This window comes from Halorutilus salinus, assembly GCF_026242195.1.
Taxonomy (GTDB): Archaea; Halobacteriota; Halobacteria; order Halobacteriales; family Halorutilaceae; genus Halorutilus; species Halorutilus salinus.
Genome location: NZ_RKLV01000006.1, coordinates 153,295 through 164,159, shown reverse-complemented (window position 1 = coordinate 164,159; position 10,865 = coordinate 153,295). Strand labels below are relative to the sequence as shown.

General features: G+C 61.3%; 13 protein-coding genes and 1 pseudogene. 6 read left to right on the top strand and 8 right to left on the bottom strand.

Features of this window, described 5'->3' with window-relative positions:
• Positions 1-286 (bottom strand): annotated as a pseudogene (locus tag EGH25_RS07825) (hypothetical protein); the annotation flags it as partial.
• Between the two features lie 88 nt (positions 287-374).
• Between EGH25_RS07825 and mqnB the strand changes: the two are divergent.
• From mqnB to EGH25_RS07800, 5 genes are all read left to right on the top strand, one after another.
• Entirely contained in the window at positions 375-1,007 is a 633-nt protein-coding gene (mqnB, locus tag EGH25_RS07820) for a futalosine hydrolase (RefSeq protein WP_266087364.1), read from the top strand.
• On the top strand, positions 1,004-1,858 hold the full coding sequence (locus EGH25_RS07815) for a menaquinone biosynthesis family protein (protein ID WP_266087363.1): 855 nt from the start codon (positions 1,004-1,006) through the stop codon (positions 1,856-1,858). Before mqnB ends, EGH25_RS07815 begins: the two co-directional genes overlap by 4 nt.
• Before the next feature lie 141 nt (positions 1,859-1,999).
• Complete coding sequence (locus tag EGH25_RS07810; RefSeq protein WP_266087362.1) at positions 2,000-2,179, top strand: ribbon-helix-helix domain-containing protein; 180 nt, start codon at positions 2,000-2,002, stop codon at positions 2,177-2,179.
• Complete coding sequence (locus EGH25_RS07805) at positions 2,172-2,822, top strand: 7-cyano-7-deazaguanine synthase (RefSeq protein ID WP_266087360.1); 651 nt, start codon at positions 2,172-2,174, stop codon at positions 2,820-2,822. Before EGH25_RS07810 ends, EGH25_RS07805 begins: the two co-directional genes overlap by 8 nt.
• A 4-nt stretch (positions 2,823-2,826) precedes the next feature.
• Positions 2,827-3,486, top strand: a complete 660-nt coding sequence (locus EGH25_RS07800) for a 7-carboxy-7-deazaguanine synthase QueE (protein WP_266087358.1) — start codon at positions 2,827-2,829, stop codon at positions 3,484-3,486.
• Here the strand turns inward: EGH25_RS07800 and EGH25_RS07795 are convergent, their stop codons facing one another.
• From EGH25_RS07795 to EGH25_RS07780, 4 genes are all read right to left on the bottom strand, one after another.
• Positions 3,487-4,914: a tryptophan--tRNA ligase gene (locus EGH25_RS07795; RefSeq protein WP_266087356.1), complete on the bottom strand. Its 1,428-nt coding sequence runs from the start codon at positions 4,912-4,914 to the stop codon at positions 3,487-3,489. It abuts the gene before it with no gap.
• Positions 4,915-5,014: 100 nt separating this feature from the next.
• Positions 5,015-5,572 carry a DUF420 domain-containing protein gene (locus EGH25_RS07790; protein WP_266087354.1) on the bottom strand — a complete coding sequence of 186 codons (558 nt, stop codon included), beginning with the start codon at positions 5,570-5,572 and terminating at the stop codon, positions 5,015-5,017.
• A 7-nt stretch (positions 5,573-5,579) separates the two neighbouring features.
• The gene (locus EGH25_RS07785) at positions 5,580-6,452 is read right to left on the bottom strand and encodes a M48 family metalloprotease (RefSeq protein ID WP_266087352.1); all 873 of its coding nucleotides are present in this window, start codon (positions 6,450-6,452) and stop codon (positions 5,580-5,582) included.
• Entirely contained in the window at positions 6,452-6,793 is a 342-nt protein-coding gene (locus tag EGH25_RS07780; protein ID WP_266087350.1) for a BlaI/MecI/CopY family transcriptional regulator, read from the bottom strand. The genes EGH25_RS07785 and EGH25_RS07780 overlap by 1 nt, the downstream gene beginning before the upstream one ends.
• A 116-nt stretch (positions 6,794-6,909) precedes the next feature.
• Between EGH25_RS07780 and EGH25_RS07775 the strand changes: the two genes are divergently transcribed.
• The gene (locus tag EGH25_RS07775; RefSeq protein WP_266087348.1) at positions 6,910-8,544 is read left to right on the top strand and encodes an ATP-binding protein; all 1,635 of its coding nucleotides are present in this window, start codon (positions 6,910-6,912) and stop codon (positions 8,542-8,544) included.
• On the opposite strand, the gene EGH25_RS07770 is transcribed toward EGH25_RS07775, so the two are convergent.
• Genes EGH25_RS07770 through speB form a run of 3 tightly spaced genes read right to left on the bottom strand, consistent with a single transcriptional unit; the run spans position 8,541 to position 10,863 of the window.
• Positions 8,541-8,747 carry a 30S ribosomal protein S17e gene (locus tag EGH25_RS07770; RefSeq protein ID WP_266087346.1) on the bottom strand — a complete coding sequence of 69 codons (207 nt, stop codon included), beginning with the start codon at positions 8,745-8,747 and terminating at the stop codon, positions 8,541-8,543. The two genes, EGH25_RS07775 and EGH25_RS07770, sit on opposite strands and share 4 nt — an antisense overlap.
• Before the next feature lie 35 nt (positions 8,748-8,782).
• On the bottom strand, positions 8,783-10,024 hold the full coding sequence (locus EGH25_RS07765) for an outer membrane protein assembly factor BamB family protein (protein WP_266087342.1): 1,242 nt from the start codon (positions 10,022-10,024) through the stop codon (positions 8,783-8,785).
• Positions 10,025-10,062: 38 nt separating this feature from the next.
• On the bottom strand, positions 10,063-10,863 hold the full coding sequence (gene speB / locus EGH25_RS07760) for an agmatinase (RefSeq protein WP_266087340.1): 801 nt from the start codon (positions 10,861-10,863) through the stop codon (positions 10,063-10,065).
• Positions 10,864-10,865: the final 2 nt, after the last annotated feature.

The following is a 10,865-nucleotide window of genomic DNA, read 5'->3' as shown; positions in this document are numbered from 1 at the left end:
CAAGCCTCCGGTAGATTCGTCGGAAATCCCCGTACGTCACCGACGCAAACTCGCCCTCCGGTGCTTCGTCGATTACCCCCGGTGTGAGCGTTCGGTTGTATACGCCTCCTTTGTACATCTGAGCGACGCCGTCGTGCCCTTCGGCGCGTCTGTCGACGAGTTCCGGAACGGTGTCTTCGCCTATGACCCCATCGTCATACCCCGTCTCGGCTTGGTACCAGTCTGCCTTCTCGTACGTGTAGCCGTCGCCATCTGTAGGAGGGTCGGCGTCTTCACCGACTGTCATTGTTTCGTCTGTGTCGGTTAGGGGTAAAACGTTTTGGAGATCCCTGCAGGAGGGACAGAGTTACACCGACACGGGTCGTATATGCGACATGGAACTCATCGTCACGGCGACGCGCGACGAGGTCGCCGACTTCACCGAGGGGCGCGACAAGGTCGACGAGGTACTCGGTCGTCCTGTCTTCGGAGGGGAACCACGAACCCTCGTAACGGGTGTCGGACGTACCAACACGGCGGCGTGCGTCGCGCTTGCCCTCGAACGTTACGACGTATCCCGCGTCGTCTCGTGCGGAGTAGCGGGCGCTCTTCCGGGTTCGGCGCTCGAAGTAGGTGATGTCGTCGTCGGTACACACGCCGTACACGGGGATCTCGGCGTGGTGACGCCTGAGGGCTTCGGGGGTACCCAACACCTCGGCTTCGAGACCACAGAAGGCTACTACAACTCCTACCCCCTCGGACCCCTCGAAGTCGAAGGCGAGGAGGGTGGTGTTGCGACCGTCGCTACCGTATCTGCCACCGACGAGTCGGCGCGTGAGATCGCTGAACGTACGGACGCTGTCGTCGAAACGATGGAGACCGCCGCGGTCGCTCAGGTCGCGCGTCTGTTCGGTGTCCCGGCGTCCGCTGTCGTAGGCGTCTCGAACCACGCGGGCGAGAGCCGTGGTTTCGACTTCGAGACGGGTGCGGAAGCGTTACACGGTGCGCTCACGGAGGTATACGTATGAGGTTCGGCTACTCGCCGTGTCCGAACGATACCTTCGCCTTCTACGCCGCTAAGGAGGGTAAGGTAGGCGAACCGTTCGAGGTGGAGCATCACGACGTAGAGACGTTGAACCGGCGTGCTTTCGAAGGACGTTACGAGGTAACCAAGCTCTCCTTCGGCGCTCTCGGACGCCTGCTCGACGACTACGCCTTGCTACGTTCAGGAGGCGCTCTCGGGCGCGGCGTCGGTCCTATCGTCGTGGCGCGCGAAGGGATAGAGCCTGCCGAACTCGCGTCAGACGACACGGACGTCGTCATTCCCGGAGAACTCACAACGGCGCATCTTCTTTTACAGCTACACTCACGATCCTTCGAAGCCGCGGACGAACGTATCTTCGACGAGATAATGCCCGCGGTCGCCGACGGTGGGTACGACGCGGGTCTCGTTATACACGAAGGGCGTTTCACCTACCAAGACCACGGCTTGACGCAGGTACTCGACCTCGGCGAGTGGTGGGAGAAAGAGACGGGCGCGCCCGTACCCCTCGGCTGTATCGCCGTCCGGCGTGACGTTGAAGACCCTGGACGGATCGAGGAGGCGTTGAGCGCGAGCGTCGGGTACGCACGGGACAGACGCGGGGATAAGGGACTTCCCGACGATGACGACCTACGCGGCTACGTCCGCGAGCACGCGGACGAGATCGACGACGACGTTCTACGTCGACATATCGACCTGTACGTCAACGGGTACACTGTCGACATGGGCGACGAAGGGGTGCGCGCGGTCGAGACGCTGTTCACGCGTGCGAGGGAAGCCGGTATACTCCCCGACACGGACGCCGACGATCTCTTAGCCGTTCGGTCGCGGTCGTAACCGGACGGCTCAGATACTGACGCGTAAGGTTCCCGGTTCTCGACGACGCGAGAGATGCTCCCTCGTACACGCCGTCAGACCGTCGGTGATCCGTCCCCGCCTGTCGCAACCTTAATACCATACTAATACCATACGAATACCATGCCTAAGGTGAGCGCCGACGTACCACAGGAGCTACTCGACGACGTACAGGAACACGTCGGTGACGACGGTAAGTTCGTATCGACCTCGGACGCCGTACGAAGCGCACTACGTAAGATGCTCGACCGGATGGACGAGATCGACAGGAGACACGGGCGCGTTGAGGAGGACGATGGCTGACAGCGTCGTCCTCGTCTCCGGTGGCGTCGACAGCGCCGTTACGTTCGCCGAGGGGGTTCGTGATGACGACGAGGTGCCCGTCGCCGTTCACGCACGTTACGGACAGCACACGAGCGAGAGGGAGCGCGACTGCGCGACTGCGCTTGCTTCGCATTACGGTGCGGAGTACGTGGAGATCGACCTGTCTGACGCGTTCTCAGCGTTCGGTGAGGGGCTCACCGACGGTACAGACCTGTCGACGCATTACGACGAGGAGGGCGTCGCTACATCGTACGTCCCTATGCGCAACACAGTCCTTATTGCCGTCGCGTCGGGGGTCGCCGAGAAACGCCGCGCGACGAAGCTCTGGTACGGTCCCAACGCCGACGACCGCGACGGGTACGCCGACTGCAGAGACGTGTACGCCGAAGCTATGGAGGATGCGCTTTCGCTCGGAACCGACCGCGTCGAGTTTGAGGTACGCCGCCCTGTCGTGGACATGGAGAAGAGCGAGGTCGTCGACCGCGGCGACGAACTCGGCGTGCCTTTCGAGCATACGTGGTCGTGTTACCAGAACGGCGACGAGCCTTGTGGCGTCTGCGCATCGTGCGAGGAACGCGCACGCGGTTTCGACGAAGCGGGGGTGAACGACCCTGTACGTTAGCGAGGTGTTCTACACCGTACAGGGCGAGGGACGTCTCGCGGGCGTACCGTCCGTCTTCGTGCGCACGAGCGGCTGTAACCTGCGTTGCTCGTGGTGCGACTCAGCGTACACGTCATGGGATCCGGAGGGAGAGACGGAGACCGTCGAGGAGGTGGTGGAGCGCGCCGACGGCTACGGCGCGAACCACTACGTCGTAACGGGCGGCGAGCCGTTGTTACAGCCGGATATAGACGAGCTTTGCGCGTCGCTCGACGGCGATGTTACCGTGGAGACGAACGCGACGGTCTACCGCGACGTTGACGCCGAACTCGTCTCCATGTCGCCCAAGCTCTCCAACTCAACGCCCGACGAAGAAGCGGACGGATGGCGCGAGATACACGAGGAGGAACGGATCGACTTCGACGTGATCGAGTCGTATATCAGTTCGCACGACTACCAGCTAAAGTTCGTCGTCGCCGACCGAGAAGACATAGACGAGATAGAGGATATACTCGCGTCGCTCTCAACATACGACCGCAACCATGTGCTTCTGATGCCCGAAGGCGTTGACCGTGACACGCTACGCCAACGCGGCGAATGGCTCGCCGAACTGTGTAAGGAACGTGGCTTCCGTTACTCGCCACGTCTTCAGATACATATCTACGGGAACAAGCGAGGGACGTAGTCAGATTTCGATGTCGGAACCCTTGAGCGTCTCACGCGCCTCCTCGCGCGCCTCCTGATGCTCCTCAAGATACTCGGCTGTCAGATCCCCAGCCTCGCTCTTACAGCCGCCGCAGAGACGTTCGCCACCCGCGCACTCCTCGTAGACGCGTTCGGCGTGTTCGTCGTCGCAGACGGAGTCGTCGGCGTACGCGTACAGTTCGTAGACGGGGCATTCGTCGGGTCTTCCGCCCTTCTCGCGCTGTTCCTCCGCCGTCTCACGCCCCCCCGTCTTGGCGCTCATCACCTTTTCACGCGCGTCGTCGAGGTCGTCGGTGACGGCGATATGGCTCTTGGGGACGCTCGAAGACATCTTACCTCCCGTCAGACCCGTCATGAACCTGTGGTAGATCGACGAAGGCGGATAGAAGCCGTAGCCGCCGTGTTCGACCTCTACCTCACGGACGAGGCGTTCGACATCCTCACGGTCGGCGTCGTAGACGTCGAGATGTTCGTCGAACCTCTCAACGCGTCCGGTGTCTTCGAGTTCGTCGGCTAATGCGTCGAAAGCCTCCTGCGGTGCGTCACGTGAAAGGACACGCGTCCGGTGTTTCAGCCCTTCGTCGCCACCCGCCCGCAGACGTTCGGCGAGTTGCGTGTCGTCCACTTCTTCCGCGAGTTCCGCGGCTGTTACATCTTCGAGTCCTTCGACTGCCTGCCTGACCGCCTCCTTATGCTCGTCCTCTATCTCGAAGCTCGCGTACGCCTCCGTGACGCCGAAGATACGTGTACGGCGCGCAAGACCACGCGTGAGACGTAGATGGGGATCCTGATCCGCGCCCACAGGTATGACGGTCGGCTTGGGTTCGTCAAGCTGGGGGTACAGTATGTCCGCCGCCTGCGTCAACGTACTCTGCATATGCCCCATGTTGGTTTCGCCGTCGAAGCCGTAGATTGCGTTCAGTTCGTTGAAGTTGGTCTCCTCGCCGAGTTCGAACGCCAAGTCCTGAAGCTCGCGGTTCTCGCTCTGTCTGTAAACCTCGCCCTCCTCGGGGTCGAATCCGAGCGCAAGGAGCGAAAGGACGTACTCGCGCGCGTAACGCTCGCACTCTTCCCACGACATACCGCGCGCCGAATGAGCTTCGAGGTCGGCGATTACGAAGTAGGTGTCCGCGCCCCTCTGCTGGTGCCAGACGAGTTCACGTAGAACCATCAGATGTCCGAGATGTAGGCTCCCCGACGGCATGAAGCCCGACAGAGCCGCGAACTCCTCGCCGTTACGTATCGCTTCCTCGACGAGGTCGTAGTCGCGCTCGCCGAAGATAATACCGCGACGCATCAGGTCGAGCGGTTCGGGAACGTCCGACTCGTCGAACTCGTCTATACCGAACTCGTCGAAAAGACGTGAGTAGTCCTCGACCGAGTCCGAACCCCACGGGTCGATATCCATGGTAAATCTTTGCGTCGCACGAAAAAAAGCTTCGCGTCTCACACCGCACATCTCGCACCGAGTTTTTACTTCTCGCACCGGGGTTTACGTCTCGACGTCATCAGAACAGGTGGTGGAGCATCAGATAGACGACGAAGCCGAAGGCGAACGACACCGCCCACAGCGGAACCGCGACGCGTCCGACACGCGGATGTGCCGTCTCACGTATGTCATCGGTCGGAACCGTGACGGCTACGGAGACGGAGTAAAGGACGAGAGGGATACAGACCGCCGCGAGAACCATATGTACGCCGAGGAACGGCAGATAGACGTACGTGTATACGGCGTCGGATCCGGGGAACGGCGTCAGACCTGCGTTCGAGAGACGGACGAGGTACAGGGTGAGGAAAACAAAGAAAAGCACCGCCGTCGTCGCCATGAGACGTGCGTGCCGCGTTGTGTTTCCGTTCCGGACGGCTCTGTAGCCGGCGAGTAGGGTAAAGAAAGACGTTGCGACGAGGACGGCGTTGACGTGAGGTATGACGGCGATAACCTCGGAGGGTAGACGCGGAACAGCGTCTATACCGCCGCGTGAGGAGGCACCGATAAGTCCGAGCGCGACGGCGGAGACGACGAGGGAGACAGCCCAAGCGCGGCGTTCGGTAGACTCGTACGACATACAGCCGTTATACCCTCCTTCTGTAAGTCGTTTGTCCATCCGTCGGATGCTGTGCGAGCCTCTGGGCACGCTCCTTGATCTCGAAACGTCTCCCACCGTCCGCCTCGTACTCCGCAACCTTGACGAGCGCACGTCCGAGCGCCTTCGGGTTCCCTGTCACCTCAACCGCGCGGTCGTCGGCACCGTACTCCTGAAGACGGCGCATGAACCGGCGCGTGACCTGCACCACGGGGTCGAAGAAGTAGACGAGAGCCAGAACCTCGAAGTAGGGGCGGAAACGCGCGTCGAGTTCCTCGATATGCGCAAACTCGTGCGCCAGAACCGCTTCGAGTTCGTCGTCGTCGAGAACATCTACGAGCGGACGTTTGATAACCAGAACCTCCTTACCCAGCTTAGGCGAGAGAAGGCTCGGACGCGCGAGCGCCATCGAATGTGCGTTAGCCTCCGCGTCCTCGACGACGAGAACCTCTATCTCACCGATGTCAAACTCGTCTGCAAGGGAACCGATGTCGACACGGTTCTGAAGATGGGCGGTGAGGCTTCCGTCGGCGAGGCTTCGGTACCGTCGGACGAGGCGTCGAACCGTCCACTGATTGATGACGAACAGAGCTGTGAGTTCGGCGACGGAGACGGCGTATGCGGCGACGACGACAGCCGCGACGGTACGGAAAGAGGCTTCGGGGAATCCGTAGACGGCGTGCGAGACGCCCGCTACGCCAAGAAAGACGGCGGCTGTCCAGACGGTCACGACGGCGGCGACGCCGAACGACGCTACCATAGAGAAGACGGCGCGACGTTTGCGTAGAACAGCGTAGTAGAGCGTGAGGAGCGTAAGCCAGCCGAAGCCCGCAACCGATCCGTACAGCAGTATACGTTCCATCAGCCCCCCGCGTCTTGGGTTCCGTCTTCGGCTTCCTCAACCTTCTCCTTGAGTTCTTCCAGCCCATCGTCGCCAAAGAGCGAGACGACATCACGGAGAACTTCGTCTATATACTCGTCACGTATATCGACGTACTCGTAGACGTACCGCGTCCCGCCCTTGTACGGCTCCTCCCTACGTTCGACGAGACCTTTGTCGTGGAGCCTGTCGAGTATAGTCCCGACGGTGGTGTACGCGAAGTCCTCGTCGTCGTCGTTGAGGGCGTCGACGATATCGCGGACGCTCGCCTCGTCGTACTCCTCAAGCACTCCCAGAACCTTCGCTTCGAGGCTCCCCAGCATACGTCCTCGTACGCGCCCGAACGTGTTAGTTCTTGTCGATACACCGACGTTCGCACAGTCCGACCGAGGATTTATGCTACTGACGCCGTAATACCGTCTATCCCACGTGATATATGATGAAAGACCTGACAGGCTGGGCGCTCGGACCCGGACGCACCGAGGAGTCGTTCGACTTCGTGACGACCGAGATAGAGAAGCTGAAGGTCGGTGAGTTCGTCTACTACGAACCCGACGACCGCGACGACACAAAGATACTCTGCCGTATACAGGAGCGCGACCGTATCGTGGCGGACGAGAGCGACGTTCCCCAGACGCTTGAGCCGCACGTCGACGCCGACGGTATGGAGACATTAACGACGAACCGCGGCTACCGCGTGACTGCGAAGGTACTGGGTGTCTACGACGAGGATATGGGCGGATTCCGTAACCTACGTAGCTCGCCACATATCGGTCAGGAGGTCTACTACGCACACGACGAGCTACTCGCCGAGATACTGACGCCCTCGGAGAGACAGGGCGTCCTGCATATGGGTCACGTCCTCAACCGCGAGGACGCCGATGTAAAGGTCTTCGTCGACATGGACGAGGTGGCGACGAAGCACCTCAGCGTTCTGGCTTCGACGGGCGCAGGTAAGTCGTACACGGTCGGTGTCCTTCTCGAAGAGACCGTCAAGCCCGGAAACCGCGGCACGTCGGTCGTCTTCGATATACACGGTGAGTACTTCACGCTCGCCGAGGACGACGAGTACGGCGACAGGTTCAATCTCATAGAGGAGCCGCGTATCAAGATCTCCAACCTCGACCTCGACGACTTTCAGGTCGCCTTCGCCGAGGACGCCACAAACGTCCAGCGCGAACGTCTCCGCGAGGTTCTCGACGACCTCGACATCGACGACACGACGGCGAGCTCGTCGAGCGTTTCCGCCGAGTATCAGGACAACGTGAGGCGCGACTACTCGGTGGCGGATATAATCGACCGTCTGAGCGAAGGCAACCGTGTCGACGACAACCTCGCGTGGCGTCTGGGTCTCCTCGAAGACTTCGTGAGCCTCGACCCCGAAACGGAGACGAGCGTACAGGAGCTATGCGAACCCGGCAAGTGCAACATCATAGAGTTCCCGACGGGAGCGGAGGAACTCGAAAGAAACCTCATCCTGTGGTACTTTACGAAGCAGATAATGGAGTCGCGTAAGGAGGCGGTGCGCGTACAGCGCGGACGCGGCGGCTTCGACGCGAAGGCGCGCGAGCGCCATATCGACGTTCCGGTGACCATCTTCATAGAGGAGGCGCACAACTTCGCGCCTATCGACCGCGAGCTAAAGACACGTGACCTCCTGCAGGAGATAGCCCGCGAGGGACGTAAGTTCGGTGTCGGTCTCTGTGTTATCTCACAGCGTCCGTCGAGGCTAGACGAGGACGTTCTTTCGCAGTGCAACTCGTCGATAATAATGAAGGTACGTAACGGGGTCGACCAGGAGACGATAGCGCGCTCCGTCGAGGCGGCAGGCGAGGATCTCCTACGCGACCTACCCGGTCTGACGACGGGGCAGGCGATACTTGCGGGCGACTTCATCAACACGCCCGTGCTGACCAAGATACGTCTCCGTGAGACCGAGCACGGAGGTATGACGCCCGACGTTGCCAAGGAGAGCATCAAGGCGTACAAGGAGGCTCAGAAACGTAAGAAGAAGAAACGCGAGCGTGCTAAGAAGAAGGCGAAGAAGTCACGTGACAAGGGAAGAGGGGATTAGGCGGTCGCGGGCGCTGTCTCCTCCAGACCGTCCGAATGTCTCGTGACGTAGCCTGCGATACGGTTACGTACGGTCTTCGACTCGACGTTGGTAAGTTCGGTGACGGCGTTCTTGTTCGACTTGTAGTCGTCGGTGAATACGTCGGGGTATTTTTCGAGGAGTTCGCGTCCTATCTTCTTGATGTACGCGGGCTTTATGGGCATGTCGCAGAGTTGAAACTGATGCCGGTAAAACGTTGCTATTCGAAGGCGTACAGGCTGTTGTCAAACGACGAGACGAACAGGCGTCCGTCGATGATAGCGGGCGAGGTTCTGACGTCGAGACCCGTCTCGTACGTCCATATCTCCTCGCCGTCGGCTTCGGTGTCGAGTACGTACACGGTACCGTCGTTGCTACCGAAGGCTACGAAGCCGTCGCCCACCGTGGGCTTCGAACGGACGGCGTCGCCCGCGTCGTACGTCCAGAGTTCTTCGCCTTCGAGAGAGACGGCGTGGAACGTACCGCTGTTGTCGCCGAAGTAGACGGCGTCGTTCGACGCCGAGGGGGATGATTCAACGCCGTCGTCCGCCTCGTAGCTCCACCTGACACGGTCCTCGTCGGCGCGGACGGCGCGGACGTTGCCATCGTCGTCGCCGTAGATGACGGAGCCGTCGCGGACGGCGGGCGACGAGTATATGTTGCCGCTCGCCTCGTGGAACCAGTTCTGTTCGCCGTTTGAGGCGTCGATGGAGTAGAGTATACCGTCCTGCCTGACGACGTAGGTGTTTCCTCCGGCGACGGCGGGGGCTTGCTCCGTGAAGTCGCCGGCTTCGAAAGACCATTCGAGTTCGCCGTTGGACGTGACCGCCTGTATAACGCGTCTTGCTCCGACAGCGCCGCTACCGAAACGTCCCTCACCGACGAGGACGAGCGTGTCACCGCCGACCTCGACCGTCTTGGGCGACGCGCGCACGGGACCGTCGCCTTCGTAACGCCAGTCCTGTTCGCCCTCAGGCGTCACGGAGTACAGTATGTTGTCGTCGGTGCCGAAGTAGATATGCTCGTCGGTGACCGCAGGCGTGGCGCGCGGGTTTCCGGAGCCTTTGAACGTCCAGTCCGCCTCACCTGAGACGGCGTCGACGGCGTGTAGACGCTGGTCGAAGCTCGGTACGTATACGGTACTGTCGACGACGACGGGCGACGCGTAGAAGGGACCGTCGGTTCCGTACTCCCACGACAGTTCGCCCGCGGGCGCGGACGCATCGGGCGCGTAACCCGTGTTCGCCGAGTCGCCGCCGTACGTCGCCCAAGGCTCGTGGTCGAGTTCGGTCGGTTGCTCTTCGCCGCCGTCTTGGGTTTCGTTCCCACCGCCTCCGTCGTCGTCTACGTCCGTATCCGTCGTGTTGTCACCGTTACCGTCGCCACCGAGACAGCCCGTGACGGCGGCTCCCCCGCCCGCCGTCGCGGCTATCCTGAGAAGCTGTCTACGTCTGTACGTCATCGGGGCTTCCTACAGAAGGGAGGTGTATAACTCTTTACCTAATCTCCGTCGGAGGCGAAGGCTACGAAGTCACGTACGAGCGAAGCCGTGACGAACTCCGCCTCACCCGCACCGTACGCGGGGCAAGCCTCCACGGTATCGAAGCCGACGGCGCGCGGAGCAAGCGAACGGACGGCATCGAAGAGAACGTCGGTGGAGACGCCGCGTGGAACCGGTGTTCCGACACCGGGCGCGTATCCGGGATCCAGAACGTCGAGATCCACGGAGACGTACGGCGCGTCGAACTCCGCGGGCATGAGACGGTCGAAGCTACGGAGATGGACGTTCCGGCTCTCTTCGGCGTACCCCCATTCGTCACGCGAAGCCTCGCGCGCACCGACGATATAGACGTCACGTCCATCCTCGACGGCACGCCGGGCGACGCATGCGTGGCTGTACGCCGAACCCTCGAACTCTTCCTTCAGATCGAGATGCGCGTCGAAGATGACGACAGACGAGGCGTCGGTGCCGCGAAACCCCGCGACGGAGACCGTATGCTCGCCACCGACGATGATAGGTGTCTTCGCGTCGTCGGACAGTTCGGCGACGACGCCCTGACCGAACTCGACCGTCTCACGTGCGTCGTTCCATGCGTCGATGTCGCCGTAGTCGTAGAAAGGTATATTGCGTACGTCGCGGTCGGCTTCCCTGACGTACGTCTCAAGCGAACGCGAAGCCTCACGGACGCGTGACGGTGCGAACCGTGTACCCTTACGGAACGAAGCCGTGGCGTCGAGCGGATAGCCCGCAACGACGTAGTCGGCTTCGTCGTATCCGTCGTCCGCACCCGCGAAACGCATAG

What these genes read in the sequence shown, in the direction of transcription:
- EGH25_RS07795 (WP_266087356.1), bottom strand. Translation starts at nt 4,914, where the DNA reads ATGGATATCGACCCGTGGGGTTCGGACTCGGTCGAGGACTACTCACGT.
- EGH25_RS07810 (WP_266087362.1), top strand. Translation starts at nt 2,000, where the DNA reads ATGCCTAAGGTGAGCGCCGACGTACCACAGGAGCTACTCGACGACGTA.
- EGH25_RS07790 (WP_266087354.1), bottom strand. Translation starts at nt 5,572, where the DNA reads ATGTCGTACGAGTCTACCGAACGCCGCGCTTGGGCTGTCTCCCTCGTC.
- EGH25_RS07770 (WP_266087346.1), bottom strand. Translation starts at nt 8,747, where the DNA reads ATGCCCATAAAGCCCGCGTACATCAAGAAGATAGGACGCGAACTCCTC.
- EGH25_RS07815 (WP_266087363.1), top strand. Translation starts at nt 1,004, where the DNA reads ATGAGGTTCGGCTACTCGCCGTGTCCGAACGATACCTTCGCCTTCTAC.
- EGH25_RS07780 (WP_266087350.1), bottom strand. Translation starts at nt 6,793, where the DNA reads ATGCTGGGGAGCCTCGAAGCGAAGGTTCTGGGAGTGCTTGAGGAGTAC.
- EGH25_RS07765 (WP_266087342.1), bottom strand. Translation starts at nt 10,024, where the DNA reads ATGACGTACAGACGTAGACAGCTTCTCAGGATAGCCGCGACGGCGGGC.
- EGH25_RS07785 (WP_266087352.1), bottom strand. Translation starts at nt 6,452, where the DNA reads ATGGAACGTATACTGCTGTACGGATCGGTTGCGGGCTTCGGCTGGCTT.
- mqnB (WP_266087364.1), top strand. Translation starts at nt 375, where the DNA reads ATGGAACTCATCGTCACGGCGACGCGCGACGAGGTCGCCGACTTCACC.
- speB (WP_266087340.1), bottom strand. Translation starts at nt 10,863, where the DNA reads ATGCGTTTCGCGGGTGCGGACGACGGATACGACGAAGCCGACTACGTC.
- EGH25_RS07805 (WP_266087360.1), top strand. Translation starts at nt 2,172, where the DNA reads ATGGCTGACAGCGTCGTCCTCGTCTCCGGTGGCGTCGACAGCGCCGTT.
- EGH25_RS07775 (WP_266087348.1), top strand. Translation starts at nt 6,910, where the DNA reads ATGAAAGACCTGACAGGCTGGGCGCTCGGACCCGGACGCACCGAGGAG.